The organism is Luteolibacter arcticus (genome assembly GCF_025950235.1).
GTDB lineage: Bacteria > Verrucomicrobiota > Verrucomicrobiia > Verrucomicrobiales > Akkermansiaceae > Haloferula > Haloferula arctica.
Map to the genome: position 1 here is coordinate 57,368 of NZ_JAPDDT010000015.1, position 18,378 is coordinate 75,745.

Consider the following 18,378-nt stretch of genomic DNA (forward strand, 5'->3'; position numbering starts at 1 on the left):
GCAAGTCGCCGGGTTCCGTGACCTTTCTAAAACCGGAAAAACCCAAGATTTTCCGATTTCGGGTGTCACATTAAGCGCCGCCCGCTTCAAGGTGGAGGGAACCCCTTACGATTATGAAATCCATTCGAACGCTATTCCGGGCTGCGGGAATCTGCTTCCTTACCCTGACCATGGCCATGGCCGGACCACGCGATGCCGATTGGAAGAAAGTCGAGGAGGCTCGCGAGAAGGATCAGCCGAAGACGGTGATCGAGCTGCTGACGGCGATTGAGAAGGCTGCGTTTGCCGACGGGTCGTGGGCGGAAGGCACCCGCGCCCTGGCCTCGCGGATCGCGCAGGAGGCGGCGATCGAGCAGCAGGCGGGGCCGATCAAGAAGCTCGAAGCCGCCATCGAGACGGCTCCGGAGCAGGCCCGCCCGGTGTTGCGGGCTCTCGTGGCGCGCTGGATGGCCGGCTACTATCAGGCGAACCAATGGCGTTTCATGCACCGCAGTTCGACCGGCGAGCCGGTGGGCGATGATATCGAAACGTGGGACCTCGCGCGGATTTTGACTGAGGTCGATGCGCGACTGCAACGGTCGCTGGCGGATGGTGAGGCTCTGAAGAAAATTCCGGTCGCGGAGTTCGCGGAACTGCTGGAGACGGGATCGCTTGGCGATGATTTGCGGCCGACGATGTATGACTTCGTCGCGCATGTGGCGCTCGACTTCTACTCGGCGGAGGAAGTGGCGGTATCGCGGCCGAAGGACAGCTTCGAGATCGCGGCGGAGTCGGCGGTGTTCGGGACGGTGGATGAGTTCCTCGCGTGGAAGCCGGAGACCGCGGACGCGGCGTCGCCGAAGCTGCGGGCGCTGAAGATTTTTCAGGAGCTGCTCAGCTTCCATCGGGCGGACGCGGACCGCGGGGCGCTCCTGCTGGCGGATCTGGAGCGGCTGCGTTGGGGCGGGATCGCGGCCACGATCGAGGGCCGGGAAGCGCGCTTTGAAGCAGCGCTGCGGCGCTTCATCGCGGACAACGCGGCGAGTCCGGTGAGCGCTTGGGCGCGGGTGTCGCTGGCGGAGCTGTTAGGCGAGAAGAAGACGAAGGAAGCGCATGAAGTTCTCAAAGCGGGGGCGACGGCTTTCCCGGGCCATGCTTTCGGCAAGCTGTGCGCAAATGGGGTGCAGCAACTTGAGCAGCGCGAGATTTCATTGCAGACCGAGACTCACTGGACTCCTGCTGGCGAGGAGGTCCGGGTGACGCATAAGAATCTGAGGCAGGTCTGGTTCCGCCTGCATGCGGTGACCTTCACGCCGGGGAAATCGACCTTGGAGGAAGACCCGCTGCCGCTGATGGGCAATGCGGAACCGGTCCGTGCATGGGACAGCGCGCTGCCGGATGACGGCGATTTCCGCCAGCGCACGACGTGGGTGAACGCGCCTGTCGATCTGCCGCCCGGCTACTACGTGCTCACCGCCAGCGCGAAGGCGGACTTCTCGAAAGAGGACAATACAGTGGCAATGGTCGGTGTGCACGTGACGCCGCTGGCGATGACCGTGCGGAACTCGCGTTCCGGTGGGATTGAAGGCACCGTGACTGACGCGGTCGGCGGCGCCCCTCTGGCTGGGGTGGACGTGGGCGTGTGGATCGAGCGCGATGCCTTGCCCGTGACCCGCAAGCTGTCGGCGAAGACCGATGCGGACGGCCGTTTCGAGATCACGGGCGTTTCCGGCAATCGCTACCTCGCCGTTGCTGAACGAGGGAAAGAGCGCGCCATCGTCCGGGCATGGGCGGGGGGGCGCGCCGACCGGAAAGTGGAAGTGCGGCGACAGGCGGTCTTCTTCACCGACCGCGCGATCTACCGGCCGGGGCAGACGATCCACTTCAAGGGGATCTGGTGCGAGGCGGACGTCGAAGGCGGGAAATACCGGACGCTGGCGAATCAGAATGGCACGGTGGTGCTGCGCGATCCCAATCGCAAGGAAGCCGGCAGGGTTGCCGTGACGAGCAATGAGCGCGGCTCGTTCAGCGGGACCTTCACCGCCCCGGAAGGAAGCGTGCTCGGGGTCTGCTCGATCCAGTTGGAAGGCGTGCCCGGTGCCGGTCGGGTGCGCGTGGAGGAATACAAGCGGCCGAAGTTTTTCACGGAGATCGATCCGCCCGCGGAACCCGCGGTGCTCGGGAAGATCGTGCGCGTCAAAGTACGAGGGGAATCGTACACCGGTGCGCCGGTCGATGGCGCGAAAGTCTCATGGCGCGTCACGCGCATGACCCGCTTGCCGATCTGGTCGCGCTGGTGCTGGTGGTGCCCACCGATGTCGGAGAACTCCGAGGAGATCGCCCATGGCGTCGCGGAGTCCGCGGCGGATGGATCGATCATGATCGAATTCACCGCCCGGCCCGACACGACCATCCGCGAGGATGTGGAGCCGGTTTTCGACTTCCAAGTCACCGCGGATGTGACCGATTCCGCGGGTGAGACGCGCTCCGCAACGCGGATGGTGTCGGTCGCTTATACCGCGCTCAAGGCGGAGCTTGCGGCCGATGACTGGCTCGAAGCCGGCAAGGAGATCGAGCTGCGGGTGAAGACGATGTCGCATGATGGCGAAGGCCGTGCGGCGAAGGGCGTGATCAAGATTCACCGGCTGAAGGAGCCAGCGACCTGTCCCCGGCCGGACGGAGCAGGGATGCCTTGGCGCGGGCCGGTGGAAGAAACCGATCCCACTCGCCCGTCGCCGGATCCGGACAAGTGGGAGCCGGGCGAAGTGGTGGCCGAGTTGCCGGTCGAGACTGACAAGGAGGGCAAGGGTACCGTGAAGCGTGCGCTCGATGCGGGAGCTTACCGGCTGATCTTCGAGACCAAGGATGCAAACGGGCGCGCGGTGAAGGGCATCCTGGGCATTCAGGTGGTCGCGCCGGACGCCGCGGATTTCCCGACGATGATGCCATTCTACACCGGCTTCGTTTCCGAGTCTGTGGAGCCGGGCAAGGAAGTGGTGCTGCTATGGGGCAGCGGTCATGAGAAAGCGCGTGCCTGTGTCGAGTGGAGGATGGCGGGTAAGATTCTCAAGCGCGAGTCGTCGGCCGAGGGCCGGACGCAGCAGGTATTTCGTTTTCCCATCGAGGAGAAGCATCGCGGCGGGATTTCCGTGTCGGTGACGCAGATCACGATGAATCGCCTGCACCAGATCGATCACCTGGTGAATGTCCCGTGGGCGAACAAGGAGCTGAAACTGCGCTGGGAGCATCTGGTTTCAAAGCTGGAGCCTGGTGCCAAGGAAACCTGGACTGCGGTGATCGAGGGCGCGGGCGGTGACGCCGTCGCGGCGGAGTTGGTGGCGACGCTCTACGATGCTTCGCTGGATGCCTTCGCGCCCCATGCCTTCCACGGCTTGGCCGGCCTGCTTCGTCGCGAGTGGCCCAATCCGCCCTACTGGCAATTCAGCAGCGTCCAACGGCGCTTCGAAGATCAGTGGGGTTTTCCGGTGCCGGATTACTTCGACCTCGGCGAACCGTTCCGGCGCTTCCGGGATGAGTTGGAGATCTTTGGCGGTAATCGGCTCTATCTTGGTCGCGGGGTGGGGAGCGGCTTCGGTGGTGGAGGAGGCGTCGCCAAGTTTTCCCGAATGGCCGAGGCTCCCGCTTCCTTGGCGGCTGCCCCCATGGCGGCGGAGATGGCCGGCGATGGGATGCGCTCCAGAGACGGCGCGGTCGCTGGCAACGCCATCGACGCCATTCAGGATAAGTCGGACCGCGATCAGCCCCCGGCGGTGGACGTGGGCCAGGTCGCCGCACGCGCGAACTTGCAGGAGACAGCCTTCTTCTACCCCGATCTCGTCAGTGGCGACGATGGCAAGGTGCGGATGACCTTCACGATGCCGGAGGCCCTGACGAAGTGGCGCTTCTTTGGCTTGGCGCACGACAAGGAGATGCGCAGCGGATTGTTAGAAGGCGAGACGGTCACTGCGAAGGACCTGATGGTGCAGCCGAATCCGCCGCGCTTCCTGCGCGAGGGCGATGAGCTGTGGTTCACGGTGAAGATCACCAACACCAGCGACAAGGAGCAGGCGGGCACCGCACGGCTCACGCTGGCCGATGCCGGGACCGATGCAGACAAGACCGCCGCGCTCGGCGTCACCGCGCCGGACCAGCCATTCACGGTGCCGGCGAAGGAAAGCCGCAGCCTGAAGTGGAAGCTGGCCGTGCCGGATGGTGCCGGGTTCCTGCGCTACAAGGCGGTCGCGACCAGTGGCGCGCTGAGTGATGGCGAGGAAGGCTGGCTGCCGGTCATCCCGCGGCGCATCCTCGTCACGGAATCGCTTTCGCTGCCGATCCGCAATGCGGGCACCAAGGCCTTCGACTTCGAGAAGCTCGCCAAGAGCGGCGGTTCGCCGACGCTGGAGAATCGCTTCGTCCATGTGCAGGTCGCCTCGCAGCCGGCGTGGTATGCGGTGATGGCCTTGCCCTATCTGATGGAGTTCCCGCACGAGTGCTCGGAGCAGACCTTCAACCGCTACTACGCCAACGCGCTCGCCCGGCACATCGCCGGCTCCGATCCGAAGATCCGCAAGGTCTTCGATCGTTGGAAAGCGGGAGGCGCCGCACTCGACAGCCCGCTGGAAAAGAACGCGGACCTCAAGGGTATCTTGTTAGATGAGACGCCGTGGCTGCGCGAGGCGAAGGACGAGTCGGCTGCACGGCGTCGCGTCGGGCTCTTGTTCGATGACAACCACATGGACCGCGAGCTGGAGAAGGCGCTGGCCAAGCTCAACGGAATGCAGCTTGGCAATGGCTTGTGGCCGTGGTTTCCCGGCGGCCGTGGTGATGAATACATCACACGCTATGTGGTGAGTGGTTTTGCCCGGTTGCGTGCGCTCGGGGTTGCGACTGACATCACGCCGGCCTTGAAAGCGCTGACCGTCCTCGATGCCGATATCACCGATCGCTACGAGCGTCTCGTGGAGCACAAGCTGCTGGGCAACGAGAACCTCGATCCGGAGATCGCCTTCCACCTCTACCTGCGGACCTTCTTCCTGAAGGACAAGGCGCTCAAGGCGGGTGACAAGGTGGCCTTCGACTACTTCGCCGGCCAGGCCCGCAAGCATTGGACCAAGCTTGGAAGCCGCATGTCGCGCGCCCACGTGGCGCTGGCACTGCATCGCCTCGGCGACAAGGAGGTGCCTGCCTTGATCACCCGCTCGCTGAAGGAACATGCGACGGTCAACGAGGAGCAGGGGATGTATTGGAAGGACCGCGACGGCGACGGCTGGTGGTGGTGGCAGGCCCCGGTCGAAACGCAGGCGATGATGATCGAGGCCTTCCGCGACATCGATGCCGACACCAAGGCGGTCGAGGATTGCCAGGTCTGGCTGCTCAAGCAGAAGCAGGTTTCCGATTGGAAGACGACCAAGGCCACTTCCGATGCCGTTTACGCGCTGCTGCGGGGCGGCAAGAACTGGCTGGCCTCGGATGCCGTGCTCAAGATTTCACTCGGCGGCACCGAGGTGAAACCGGAGAGCGTCGAGGCCGGCACCGGCTTCTATGAGAGCCGCTTCGCGGGCGAGGCGGTGAAGCCGGAGCTGGGCAAGATCGAGTTGAAGAAGGAGGACGAGGGCGTGAGCTGGGCCAGCGTGCATTGGCAGTATCTCGAGGACATGGCGAAGGTCACGTCGCACGGGCAGAGTTCGATGACGCTCGAGAAGTCGCTGTTCCTCCGCAAGAATACCGACAAGGGCCCGGTGCTCGAACCACTGAATGGCCCCGTGAAGGTCGGCGACGAGCTCGTGACTCGCGTGATCCTGAAGAACGACCGCGCGATGGAGTACATCCACCTCAAGGATCTCCGTGGCAGCGGCACCGAGCCGGTCAATGTGCTGAGCGGCTATCGTTGGCAGGATGGCTTTGGCTACTATGAGGTGACGCGTGATACCGCCAGCCACTTCTTCATCGATCGTTTGCCGCCTGGGACGCATGTCTTTGAGACCAGCGTGCGGGTGCAACATGCGGGCAAGTATCAGACTGGCATCGCCGAGATCCGCTGCATGTATGCGCCGGAATTCAATGCGCATAGCGGGAGCGTGGAGATGACGGTGGAGTGAGGGGGGACTGGTGAGTCTATGGGGAGCGCGGGATTTGGTCCGCTTGAGGGACCATTCGGGCGGAATGAATTCCGCGTTCCCAGTGACTGCTCAGACTGGCGAGTCGCTCGGTCGGAAGGGCGGGCTGGCGAGGGTGGCTTCCGCTGTGTGCCACCGCGTCTACGTTTCGGAAGCTGTGCCAATCGTGGCAGCGGGCTTCATCACGGTTTGACGTAGAAGAAGCGATAGTCGGAGAGGCTGAGCGGGAGGTTGGTGGTGAGGTCGTAGCGGGCGCGGAAGCGGGCTCCTCTCAGCGGGATCGAATAGGGGGTCGAGATCTCGTTCGGGGCCGTCTTGTTAGACACGCCGAAGCGGTTGCGGACCGGGCCGGCGCCATTGCGAAGGGCGACGACTTCCCACGGTCCGCCGGCGACCGAGGTCTCGACGAGCATGGTCATGTCGGGCGGCATCGGCGCGGAAATGCTCACCGTCGGGTAACCCCGGTAGTAGGTGTCGTCGTGGGTCAGCGTGACCACCGGCAGGCTTCCCACCTGTTCTTCGACGTAGCGCTGGAGATCGGGACGGGTATCGCCGGGGAGTTCCGGGGCGTAGCGCTGCCAGAGTGCGAAGCTGCCGGCGCGGTCGAAGGGCACGGAGAGGATCCCCTCCCAGACGGAATAGAGGAAGCTGTCCTTGCTGATGACGCTCTTGCCGAAGCTCGACAGGTCGGTCAGGCGAAGCCCCGTTTCCTCGTCATAGATGGCGTGGTAATAGTCATCGGCCCGCAGGCCCTCGCCTCGCGAGAAGTTCCTGAGTGGCAGCAAGCGCGCCGACGATGGCGACGGAGTGATTTCCAAGGTCACCGGGTCGAAACGGAAGACGCCATTGAAGGCGCGGGCGATCACGCTGCCATCGTCCGCGAGATCGACGTTGATGCCGAATTGCGATGGTGCCCACGTGGCTGCCGGGGAGTGGAACACCTGTCCGGTTTTCAGCGATGGGAGGGATCCGAAGCGAATCACGGCACCGGCGAAGAGTGCACCGTGTTCCTTCTTGGGAAGGCCGGGCGGGCGCCACTCGGCATTTGGCACGCCGAGCCACAGGGCCCCGCCGGCGAAGGTCATGCTGCTGCCTCCGCTCTCGCCAGCGAGCTTCACGCTGGCGACCTGCTTGAAGGTTGCGCGGCTGTAGAGATGGAGGCCGCCCGGAGTCTTGCGCTTGCCGTGCTGGTCGCTGGCCGAGGCGATGGCGACGTACTTGTCGTCGAAGGCCACGGTCGGATCGTCATAGTATTTCCAAGGAATCACCGCGCGGTCATTGCCGGTGGCCGCATCCAGGATGCAGATCGTGCGCGTCGTCTTGGTGGAGCTGTTGGGAGAGTCCACATATTGGATTGCCTCGACGAAGATGTCCTTGCCCATGTCGATGATCCGCTCGCCGAATCCCCGGTGCTTGAGCTTCGCGGGTGCCCAGATGGTACGACGGACCTCGTAGGTCGCGGCGTCGAGTTCCTGGATGCAGCCGCTGGACTTCTTGGACGCCGGCTGGCGCGCTTCCGGGAAGCCTACCCAGAGGCTGTCGCCGCGGCGCATGAAGCCGCCGATGCCGTCCTTGGCAAGGGCGGGGTCCAGAGGGATTTGCGTGTACTGGGCCTCGTAGTCGCTGGGCGAAGGCTCGAGCAGGTATTGCTCGGCGATGAAGCCGGCGGAGTCGTAGAATTGCAGCCGGATGGGAGCTCGTTCCCGGTGGGTGACCATTTCGGAATTGATCGGCAGGTCGAAGCGCAGAGTAGTGCCATCCGCCGGGATCGCCAGATCGGCGGGGCTCAGCGGGCAGTACTCCGCATGGAGGCCTTCGGTGCCGTGTTCCATTCGTGCGGAACTGACGACGAGCCTCGCGGGGATCGCGGCGGTCGTGCGCTCGGCCGCCGTTGCTTCGATCAGGCCGGGAGCGCCGCCTTCGACGGCATTCGCGATGCGGAGGTGCCAGCCGGGCAGCGTGCGCCTTCCGGAAAGGGACCACTGAACCGAGTTTGAGCCGTAGGTCGTGCCGCCACCAAGGCGGCAGGTCACGCCGTCCGCCGTGGCGGTCAGTCCCATGCCTCCGGAGGGACCGTAATAGCCATTGATGGAAGTGGTATCGATCCGCTGGCTGTCGAGCGAGAGTTCGACGGTTTCCAGCAAGGTTCCTGTGAGGGGGTCGCTCACTTGAAGTTGATTGCGGCCGATAGCCTGATAGAGGAGGCCGTCTCCCCCGGTGAGGATTAATGGCAACCGGTCGTAGGGAGGGGGCAGTGCCGGGGCGGGGTCCGCGGAGATCCACCTCTGGACGCCGCTGCCTTCGATCACGGCCACCTCATCGGTCTTGAGGGGGAGATTGGCGTTCTCGATGCCGGTGATCTCCAGCAGCAGTGTTTCGTGGGGCTCGGGCGTGAGATCTTCCTTGAGAACCAAAGAGCCTTCGGCTTCCACCGCTCCGGGCGGGAAGGTGATCCATTGGTCGAAGACAGTGTAGTCGGCACCCGGCGTGGCGGTGCCGCCATTCTTGCTGGCGACGCGCACGCGCACTGTGGCGGCGGACGGGCGGTCGAGCCGCGCTTTTACCGGCAGCACCCCGGAGATTTCCGGGCTGCGGCTGGGGATCAGGAAGGCGGTGGCAGCCGTCCCGGGAGTGGCGTCGGCGATCTGCAGCGGCTGGTTCCAAGCCTTGCGCGTGACCACCTGGTAGCCATTGAAGGATATCGGGCTGGAATCGATGCCCAGGGTCCACACGGGATCGCTACCGGAAAGATCACAATGCAGTATCACCGACGGATCGTTCGACGTGCCGGGCAAGGTGAACCACATCCCGGTGGGGGTGCGGGCATTGACATTGACGTCCAGCGCGGGGCCGAGCAGCACGCGGGAGCGGGGTTGGGCGGACTCCGGGAGGTCCAGCGGCTCGCGGTCCTGGCTTCCGGAGCGAATCAGCATCGGACGAAGCGCGCGCTGCGCGTCCATCTCCCCGATGATGATCTTCCCGTGATGAAACGCGAAGACCTCCGAGCGAGCGGGGAGAGTCCAGGATTCTAGCACTGCGCCGGTGGCGACGCTGCGGCGTTCGAGCCAGCGCTGGCCATCGCCGAGGTCATCGGCGGAAAGCACCAGCAGCTCGCCACCGTCGAGCATCAACTTGTGGACGTAATAGCCGCGGGAGGGAATGGACAGGCTTTCGCCCTCGCGCGGGTAGATCGCGAATGAGAGCCGGCCGTCCGTCGCGACGAAGGTGTTTTCGCCGATGTCGGAGCTTCCCAAGTAGAGATCGGCGATGGACCAGAGTTGTTCGCCGGTGGCGGAGGCGAGAACGTCCACCCGGTAGGCAGAGTCTTCCGGATCCCAGTAATTGTAGAGCAGGTAGCCGTTCCGGATGGAAGTCGGCCAGCGGTCGGCGGGCAGCCAGGGCGCGCCTTCCTGCCAGGTGCCGTTTTGCCAATGGTAGGCTTTCTCGATGCCGTTAGGAGCTCCCCACGAGTTCTTGGCCGGGATCAGGGCGACGGAGCCGCAGAGAATCCCATTCAGGTAGTCGCCATTGGCCGTGGCGAAGCCGGCGGGAGCCTGGCGCGAGGGCTCCGCGAGATAGGGGATGAAGCCGGGATCCTCGTCCAAGGGAAGTTCAGCCGACCACGCGGAGGGCATGCTGCCAAGCAGGGCGAGGATAGGGAGAAAGCGGGGTGCGCGCACGGGCGGGAGGCTGTGGCGCTCGCTCGCTAGGATCAAGCAAGTTAGGCAAGACATGTTCTTTCCGCATCATCGGGAATGGCGATTTGCCCGGGTCATGATGTGACTTTCGTGTTTTCCCGTAGGCTGACGATGGGCTGTTGTCGCGCGGGGCGATCTGTCCGCGGCGGAAATTGCCCTCTGTCCGGAGGTTTAGTCCCCGCGAAATTCTCCGATTTTAGGTTGGAGCCGCGCCGCGCGTCGCTTAGCAAGTCTATCCGTGAAAAGGACACCCGCACTCTGGCTCCTCGCCTCCCTGTGCCTCCCCGTGCTGAACGCGGGGGAGACGCGAATCTGGACCTCCCGCAAGGGCAGTACCGTTGAAGCCGAACTGCTCAAGCAGGACGGCGTCAATGCCACCCTCCTCCCCAAGGACGGCAAGCAACTCGTCCTCAAGCTGGACGACCTGAGTCTGGCCGACCGCCAGTTCCTCGTCGAAACCGGCGGGGCGGATCCCAAGATCCTGGTCACCGGCGAGGTAGGCGAACCCGAGAAGCAGGTCCGGATCGACACCTCCACCATCAAGAAGCTCAAGGACCAGACCCTGGAATTCGGGTCGGAGTCGGAAGCGACTTTCGAACTCACCGAGAGCGAGCATTTCCTGATCGCCAGTGCCGGTGACGTGCGCGCGAATGCCGCGGCCGAGACCGCCGAGCGGGTCTGGCATGGGATGGCCTTCCAGCACATGAATTTCCGCCGCGACTGGGAGGACAAGAAGATGCTGATCATCCTGGCCGAAAAGCGTGAGGCCTACACCGCGCTTGGCAATTGGTACAAGGAATTCCTCCGCGGCAAGGATGCTGGCGACGCTGCCGTCCGGGTCGGTGCCATGTGGGAGAAAGCTGGTGCAACCTCGATCAATCTCGATGAGACCATCATGAAGCGCTTCAACCTCTTCGACGAGGCGCCGGTCTTCAACGTCACGGACGCGAGCCAATACAAGAAGCCGATGACGCCTTTCCTGATCCACTCGCTCTCGAAGGATCTGTTGGGCAAGCAAATGGGCAACGTGAGCTCCTACGGTGCCGAGGGTTACTTCGCCATCCTGACCGGCCACGGTTTCTACAAGGAGATCTCGCTTGGAGGAAAGAGCGAGACCCAGCTGCTGGCCGCCACCGGCACGGACGGTGAGGGATTTGAATCGAAGAAGGGCTTCGAGGACGGCACTTCGTGGGCCCGCGAGTTGAAGTCGATGGTCCGCAAGGGCGACATCAAGCCGGAACTCGAGCCGATGCTCAAGTGGACCGCCGAGGAGCTGAAGCCCGAGAAGATCGTGATGATCTACGCCTTCGCCTACTACATGGAGAGCACCCCGGCGCGTCTGAACAGCTTCGCCGCGATGGTCCGCCGGATCGAATCCTCGAACCAGGTGCCGGCTCCGGTTGAGATCGCGACGCTCTTCGGCTTCGACAGCGTCGAGGCCTTCAACGCTGACTGGACCAAATTCATCAAGGAAGGACCCTTCAAGTAAGCTGCCCCATGAAACGCACTCTTTTCGCTGCCCTGTTGCTTGCCCTTTCGCCGGTCGTTTCCGCCCAGGACGCCGCCGGTGCCGTCGAGTACCGCGACTTTGTCGGTCCTGGCGGCAAGCCGATCTCGGCTGTGATCGTGGACAAGACCGACACCGAGGTGGTCCTGCTCCTGAAGAACGGCAAGCGCACCACGGTGGCGCTCGACAAGCTCGGCCCGCTCGATCGCGACTACATCTCCTCCTGGAGCAAGGAGAAGGCGGTCTTCCTGCAGAAGTGCCGAAATCTGACCATTCGCCAGGTCCTCGAGCTGCGCGGCTACGAGTCCTTCGTCTTCCGCTTCGAGAACAACTCGATCTTCATCGACGGCAAGCTCAACGGGACGCCCGGCAAGTTCCTCATCGACACCGGTGCCGGCACCAGCCTGCTCCACATTCCCTTTGCCAAGACCGCCAATTGCGAGGTCGGGCCGCTGGATGAAGTGATCCGTGGCGTGGCCGGCGAGGCTCCGGCTGGCTGGACCGACGTGCCGACCGTGGCCTTCGGCGAGTCTGTTTTCAAAGGGCGCAAGATTCTCGCCACGGACCTGACCAATGGCTTGCCCGAGGGCTCGAAGGCACCGGAGGACGCCATCCTCGGCGCAGACATCCTGAGCCAGCTCGATGCGGTGATCTCCTATCCTGAGCGCCGCATTTTCCTGCGCCCGGACAAGTCCGACGAAGCAGCGGTCGAAGGCGTGGATGAAGCCGAGGAAGGCGACGAGGCGGTGGCCTTCCGGATTTTCAAGACCAAGGACAACCAGACCTACCGGGGCAAGGTGACCTCCAAGACCCCGACGGTGGTCACCCTGAGCTTGGTCGGTGGCAAGACCTTGCAGGTGCCCGTTTCAAAGTTGCAGCCGGCCGATGCCGAGTATGTCTCGAACTGGAGCGAGGCCGGGGCCTTCTTCCTCCAGCACTGCCAGAGTCTCAAGATCCAGGAGCTGCTGGAGCTTCGCAAATACCAGTCCTTCGAGTACGAGCGCCGGGGCAATCACATCTTCGTGGATGGCACGCTCAACGACAACAAGGTCACCTACATGATCGACACCGGTGCCGACGGCACTTGCCTGCACATCGAGGCGGCCAAGAAGTACGGTTGTGAAGTCGGCCCGTTGGATGTGTGGGTCTATGGCATTGGTGGCAAGGCACCCGCCGCCGTCACGATGATCCCGAAGCTCACCATGGGCGACGCCGTGCTGACCAACCGCAAGATCCTCTCCACCGATCTCAACCGCGGAGGCGGAGCCGAGGCAATGGGTCACGTCGGGTTGTTCGGTGCCGATTTCATGCGCGAGCTGGAAGCCGTGATCACCTATCGCGAGAACCGGATCTTCCTTATACAGCGCGCCATGCCAGTGGCCCCGGTGGATCCGAAGAAGTGAACCTGTTCGCGAGTCGTCGCCAGGCGCGATGAGCCGTTGAAGAAACCGAATAGGCCGGGTCCTGGACGTTGTTAGAGAGCTCCGGCTGCTGCTGGAGCTCTCACTCGTGCTCCGCCTTTATCGGGACCTCGATGTCGTCGCTGGTGATCGCGGGATCGGGGCCTTGGCTGGCGATGATGGCCTGGGGGTTGCCGGCCTTCTCCCGGATGACCAGGCGGTAAGGGCGTCCCCATGGATCGACGGGAACGCTTTCGATGAGCTTCACCCAGCGCCTGGGGAGCGGGGCTCCACGCGGTCTTTCCACGAGGGCGGCGAAGCCCTGCTGCTCCGTGGGATAGGCACCGCTGGTGATCCGGTAGGCGTCGAGGGCAGCACCGAGGACGTCGCTGTCGTCCCTCACTTGCTCCCGCTTGGAGCGCAATTCCTCGGTGTCTTTCAGTTCCTCCTCGGTGGGGGCTGTGAGCCGGATGAGTTTGTTCCGGTCGCGCACGACGGTGACGCCGGGAATGCTGCCCTGGACCAGGGTATTCGTCTCGGGTGAGAGGACAAACGTGCCGGTCAGCGCGGGCGAGTCGCCGTGCTGGCTGGAGACCCACCCGCCAGCGTCTAGGCAATCCTGGAAATACTGCGGGGGTGTCCTGCCGTTTGAGGACAGGGTGATGGTCAGCGGCTTGGCGGCGGAGGGCTGCACTGAGAAAACGACCGCGTGGAGAAAGGCTGCCAGATTCCCCGGATCGATGAGGCCGAAGCCAAGGAAAGCCGCGGTGCCAGTGGGTGATTCATGGATCGACCAGTGAAGCCACGAGCCCCCCTCGAACAAGGCATTGAGCTGCGGGTTGGCGGAGTCGGAGGGATTGAATCGATCGTAGTAGAGAGTGTAGGGTTGTCCGAGGATATTGAGGGGCTTGTCGTAGGTGTCGCCGGTCCAGACCGGGAGCAGGTACCATGTCGGCCGCTCGCTCTCATCCTCGCTGCGGGGACGGAATGGAATCAGCACCGGCGGACGTGCGGGAGTGGCCGCGGTTTTCGTGACGCCGGGGAAGACGACGCGGGCGATCCCGGAGCGGTCGGTCTCCACGCGACAGCCGGGGACGGGTGTGGGCGCGATCGGCGGCTCCTCGGGATCCGCCAGCACGACATATCTGCCGGCAAATTTGTCTGCCCATGACTTGTCGGCGGGGTTGTCGCAGATGACTTCGATCTGTAGCGGGAACTTCGGCGTGGCGTTCGTCGAGCGGAGCAAGCACTGCAACGTGGCGGCCATCACCTGCTCGCGGGTGTAGGGGCTGTAGGCTGGGGCGGGCCATGCCTTCACGCGCAGGTTCACGGGCTTGGCGGGGACTTGGGTCGAGTCCTGGGGATCGACGACGATGCCGAAGACGTGGGCTAGGTTTTGGTCGAGCGCGGTGCCTTCCTTCCACTCCATGGCACCAAACAAGGAGGGCCGGGGAGCGCTAATGATGGAGTGGGTGTCGTAGCCGTAGTTGCTCTCCATGGCCACCGGGCCGAGCGGAATGGAGGCGGGATCCGCGAAGGCGCCGAGATTGACGGGTTGCTCGATGGTGCCAACGCCGACATTGGTCGCTTCGACCCGGGGGGCGAAGCTGCCGATCATCACCGCGACGATCATGGGGGAGGGGAAGCGCATGTCGCTATTACGTGGGGGTTGGAGGAAACCTCACAGTTCTTGCAGGCGATGGAGTGGGGGGAAGGGCATCCGGCGTTTGGATGGGAGCCGTGCGATACCGGTGAGGGGGCATGGCAACGGGATTCATGAAGCCGGCACGCGTTATTGATTCGGACCGCGAACTTATCGCTCCCTTACAGGGTGCCTGGGATGCTCTCTGCCTTTACCCAGGGCGTCGCTGCGCTTGCCCTGGGCTGAGGGATCTCGCCCCGTTGGGGCTGAAGAGTCTTGGGCCGTTGGGGACGAAGAATACCGGCCCGTTGGGGATGAAGAATATCGACCCGTTGGGGCTGAAGCATGCCGGTCCGTTTTTGGCTTCTGTCGGATGCCGCTGCCGCGATCCGGCTCAGACCAGCGTGCCCTCGGTGACGCCGAGTTTTTCGAAGGCCTTCACATTGTCGAGCAGGGTGGCGGCGTCGGTGCGGCCGGAGAGGAGGTCTTGGTAGGCGGCTATGGTGCGCAGGGCACCGAGGTCGTCCTCATCGAGCAGCTCGATGCGGAATCTCGCCAGGCCCGTGGTACGAAGGTCATCGTAGAAGCGCGCGCCGGTCTGGGCGCGGCCGTTGAAGAGCGTGTTGCGGCAGCCGACATCGGCCATCAGGCGGTGCTTCTGGCCCACGCGGTCACGCAGGTGGACGACGTGGCTTTCGCAGGGCCGGCCGCAGTCCTTGTAGGTGGTGCCCTTGCTGAGGAAGGTGCAGAAGACGCAGTGCTCCATATGGAACATCGGCATGTGCTGGTGCAGCGTGAGCTCGAACCATTCCGGTGGCGCGCCTTCGAGCAGGTCCATCACCTGCCCGATGTTGAGGTCGTATGAGATCGTCAGCGTGTCGAGGTTCGCGGCTTCCTTCAGCAGCATCGCGGTGATGGGGTTTGCGACATTGAGCGAGAAGTCGCCGGTCTTCTTCAGGTCACTACGATGCTTATAGTAGTCGAGCGCGGCGAGGTTGCGGAGGAGGACTCCGTCGGGCTCGGCGCGTTCGATGAGCTTGAGGTAGCCGGTTTCTCCGGGCTTGAGGATACGCGGGGTGGCTAGGGAGATGGTGGATGGCGGATGGGAGGTGGCAGATGTTTTCAGCGCGACGGCTTCCTTGTAGCGGCGCGGGTCCTCGAAGTCGCAATAGATGGTGGTGATGCCGGAATCGAGGGCGGCTTCCACTTGCGGGAGGCTGCGGCAAAGGACCGACAATTGCGGATTGCGGATCTCGGATTGCGGATTGGGAGAAGGCAACAGGTCGGCCACTGTGATGCCGGTGGCACTTCTTCGGGGAGTTGCGGTTTCCTCGGAAGCTTGTTGCAGTGTCTCCACGAGCTCGCGGCGGAGGCGGTTGAGTTCGGAGAGCGCGAGGTGGCAGTCGCCTTCGAGCAGGAAATCGAGCGAGGCGAGTTCGTAAGAGGTATCGCCGAGGCGGCCGAATTGAGCGGTGAGGGTCTCGGCGCTCAGAGGATGCTTGGACGCGATCTGGAGCGGAATGGTGGAGACGGCGGATGAAGTGCGACCGTCGCAGTCCGCCGTGACATGGAGCAGCTCGCCGGGCTTGCCGGTGATGGTGAGATGAAGCGACGACTTCCGCTCGCGCAGCTTGGCCGTCTGCCAGAAGCGGCGGATGTCGGACTCGAGCTTCTCGTCCGAGGTCTTGTAGAGCGTCTGGCCGGGCCGGAGCCGGGTGAAATTGATACCGCTGAAGGTGCGGTGGAAGACGATGCGCTCGCCTTCGATTTTCCAGATCTTGGCTCCTTGCTCGAGGTCGCGGTTTTCACCGGCATCGAAGACCACGCCATCGCCGGGCTTGAGCGGGATCCCGGTGCGGTCGGTGAGTTCGATCCAGGTTCCGCCGCAGGCTGAGATGGTGCCGAGCAACGGGCCGCGCTTCTTCCCGAAGCGACCATGGGTGAGGTAGGGATGATTGGATCCGCCAAGCCAGCCGGTGGTGAGGCCGCGGGAGAAGGTCATTTCCAGCTCGTAGCGGTCCTGATGGTTGATGGTTGATGGTTGAGAGTTGAGAGAAGAAGAGCCGGGCTGATGGCCGGTGCTTTCGGGGGAGAGGCAGGCGTCGAGTGCCTTGCGATAGACGCGGGTGACGGCGGCGACGTATTCGGGGGTCTTGAGGCGGCCTTCGATCTTGAAGGACTTTACGCCGGCTCTGACGAGGTCAGGGATGAGGTCGACGGCGGCGAGATCCTGCGGGCTGAGCAGGTAGCGGACTTCGCCGAGTTCGCGCAGGACGCCATCGACTTCGATCTCGTAGGGCATGCGGCAGGCTTGGGCGCATTCGCCGCGATTGGCGGAGCGCTGGCCGAGCGATTCGCTGGTGAGGCATTGGCCCGAGTAGGCGACGCAGAGCGCGCCGTGGACGAAGACTTCCAGAGGTGTGCCGGGTGATCGGTGATCAGTGATCGGTGAAGAAGCTTGGAAGCGTTCGATTTCCTTTACGGAGAGTTCGCGGGCGAGGACGGCGCGTTCGAGGGGGAAGAGGGACTCGATGAAGCGCAGGCCCTCCGGCGAGGTGATGGTCATCTGGGTCGAGGCGTGCAGCTCGACCTGCGGCGTGATTTCACGGGCCATCTTCGCGAGGCCGAGGTCCTGGATGATCAGGGCATCGACCCCGGCATCGGCGATGAGGCGGAGTTGGCGCTCGGCGGCCTCAAGCTCGCCGGTGAAGATGAGGGTGTTCATCGCGATGAAGCCCTTCACGCCGTGCTTGTGAAGGAAGTCCATCAGCTCGGGCAGGTCGGCCTCGGTGAAATTGTCGGCGCGGAGGCGGGCGTTGAACTTGGGCAGGCCGAAGTAGATCGCATCCGCCCCGGCGGCCACGGCGGCACGGGCGCAGTCCCAATTGCCGGCGGGACTGAGGAGTTCGGGCGTCAAATCGGCGTGCATGCGGGGACCGATGCCACGGATTCCCGCGCTTGGGAAGGGCGGCGCGGGGTGGGGGAGCCTAACGGGGGCAGAGGGGAACAACGAAACGACGCGAAAGCTCGCGAAATTTGGGAGGCAGGGGGAAGAAGAGGCAATTTGGCGGGCTGAGGGCTTTCTACCGATGAAGTCCCGGTATGAGAGTCGTCGGCGCATTTGTCCTCATCGCTGCCATGGCGCTCGTGTGGTTCTTCACCTTGGGGCGACCTGAGGGAGCGAAGCTCGCGCGTGTGGAACGTGATGACGTGGTGCTTTCAAACGCGATCGGGATCTACATCATCAACGCGGGACGGCCTCCTTCGACGGAGCAAGGGTTGATGGCATTGGTGAAGGAGCCGGTGGCAGGGCCGAAGCCGCGGCGTTGGGTGCAGGTCATGAACAAGGCCCCGACGGACCCGTGGGGGTGGCCCTATGGTTACCGGATTGTAGCGGAGGGAAATCGCGGGTGGCGCTACGAGATTCGAAGCCTTGGCATCGATGGGAAGTTGCAGACCGGGGATGATTGCGCGTCGGAGTTTCAAGTGGGAACCTTGACAGGCAAGTGAGGAACCGAGTGTTTTCTGTTAGGAGGATCAACGAATGAGAAAGTCCACGTTCTACGGATTGGCGACCTTCTGCGCGGCGGGTTCGTTGTTCTTCGGTTTGGTGGTGTGGCTGGTATTTTTTGATACCGGTGGTGGCGCGTCGAAGTCGATGCGTGTGGAGCAGGACTTCGTGTGGATGGGCAATGCGCTCAAAACCTACGAGATCAACGCGGGACGTCCGCCGACCCCGGCCCAAGGGCTGGAGGCTCTCCTCAACGAACCCATGACGGGTCCGAAGCCGAGGCGCTGGACGCAGATCGTAAAGAGGCTGCCAGTGGATCCCTGGAATACACCTTATCGCTTCACCCTTTTGGCACCCAAGGAACGGGAGTGGCGCTGGGAGCTTCGCAGTGCTGGGCCGGATCGGGATTTCGGTAGTCCCGATGACTTGGCGAGCGAGTATGAGTCGGGTGACAACCTTATCTCAAAGGCTGTGCAGGCTCAAGGGAACGGGGATTCTACTCCCTCGTATTGAGCGATTGTTGAA

At 63.6% G+C, this 18,378-nt stretch carries 8 protein-coding genes; 5 read left to right on the top strand and 3 right to left on the bottom strand.

Annotated elements, in window-relative coordinates; all coding sequences use genetic code 11:
- Positions 1 to 113: 113 nt before the first annotated feature.
- A complete protein-coding gene (locus OKA05_RS23660; RefSeq protein ID WP_264489680.1) occupies positions 114 to 6,077 on the top strand; it encodes an alpha-2-macroglobulin family protein in 5,964 nt (1,987 codons plus the stop codon).
- Positions 6,078 to 6,277: 200 nt separating this feature from the next.
- Here the strand turns inward: OKA05_RS23660 and OKA05_RS23665 are convergent, their stop codons facing one another.
- Positions 6,278 to 9,775 (bottom strand): hypothetical protein, encoded by a 3,498-nt coding sequence (locus OKA05_RS23665; protein ID WP_264489681.1) that lies wholly within the window; start codon positions 9,773 to 9,775, stop codon positions 6,278 to 6,280.
- A gap of 256 nt (positions 9,776 to 10,031) precedes the next feature.
- Between OKA05_RS23665 and OKA05_RS23670 the strand changes: the two genes are divergently transcribed.
- On the top strand, positions 10,032 to 11,282 hold the full coding sequence (locus tag OKA05_RS23670; RefSeq protein WP_264489682.1) for a hypothetical protein: 1,251 nt from the start codon (positions 10,032 to 10,034) through the stop codon (positions 11,280 to 11,282).
- Between the two features lie 8 nt (positions 11,283 to 11,290).
- Complete coding sequence (locus tag OKA05_RS23675) at positions 11,291 to 12,703, top strand: retropepsin-like aspartic protease (protein ID WP_264489683.1); 1,413 nt, start codon at positions 11,291 to 11,293, stop codon at positions 12,701 to 12,703.
- A 100-nt stretch (positions 12,704 to 12,803) separates the two neighbouring features.
- Here OKA05_RS23675 and OKA05_RS23680 read toward each other — a convergent pair whose 3' ends face one another.
- The gene (locus OKA05_RS23680; protein ID WP_264489684.1) at positions 12,804 to 14,351 is read right to left on the bottom strand and encodes a type II secretion system protein GspG; all 1,548 of its coding nucleotides are present in this window, start codon (positions 14,349 to 14,351) and stop codon (positions 12,804 to 12,806) included.
- 385 nt (positions 14,352 to 14,736) lie between these two features.
- Positions 14,737 to 17,271 carry a peptidase U32 family protein gene (locus OKA05_RS23685; RefSeq protein WP_264489685.1) on the bottom strand — a complete coding sequence of 845 codons (2,535 nt, stop codon included), beginning with the start codon at positions 17,269 to 17,271 and terminating at the stop codon, positions 14,737 to 14,739.
- Positions 17,272 to 17,444: 173 nt separating this feature from the next.
- Between OKA05_RS23685 and OKA05_RS23690 the strand changes: the two genes are divergently transcribed.
- Both OKA05_RS23690 and OKA05_RS23695 read left to right on the top strand, forming a co-directional pair.
- Entirely contained in the window at positions 17,445 to 17,852 is a 408-nt protein-coding gene (locus OKA05_RS23690) for a type II secretion system protein GspG (protein ID WP_264489686.1), read from the top strand.
- Positions 17,853 to 17,886: 34 nt separating this feature from the next.
- Positions 17,887 to 18,366: a type II secretion system protein GspG gene (locus OKA05_RS23695; RefSeq protein ID WP_264489687.1), complete on the top strand. Its 480-nt coding sequence runs from the start codon at positions 17,887 to 17,889 to the stop codon at positions 18,364 to 18,366.
- Positions 18,367 to 18,378: the final 12 nt, after the last annotated feature.

Excerpts from the sequence above, each read along its gene's own strand:
- OKA05_RS23680 (WP_264489684.1), bottom strand. The coding sequence starts at position 14,351 with ATGCGCTTCCCCTCCCCCATGATCGTCGCGGTGATGATCGGCAGCTTC.
- OKA05_RS23685 (WP_264489685.1), bottom strand. The coding sequence starts at position 17,271 with ATGCACGCCGATTTGACGCCCGAACTCCTCAGTCCCGCCGGCAATTGG.
- OKA05_RS23695 (WP_264489687.1), top strand. The coding sequence starts at position 17,887 with ATGAGAAAGTCCACGTTCTACGGATTGGCGACCTTCTGCGCGGCGGGT.
- OKA05_RS23675 (WP_264489683.1), top strand. The coding sequence starts at position 11,291 with ATGAAACGCACTCTTTTCGCTGCCCTGTTGCTTGCCCTTTCGCCGGTC.
- OKA05_RS23660 (WP_264489680.1), top strand. The coding sequence starts at position 114 with ATGAAATCCATTCGAACGCTATTCCGGGCTGCGGGAATCTGCTTCCTT.
- OKA05_RS23690 (WP_264489686.1), top strand. The coding sequence starts at position 17,445 with ATGAGAGTCGTCGGCGCATTTGTCCTCATCGCTGCCATGGCGCTCGTG.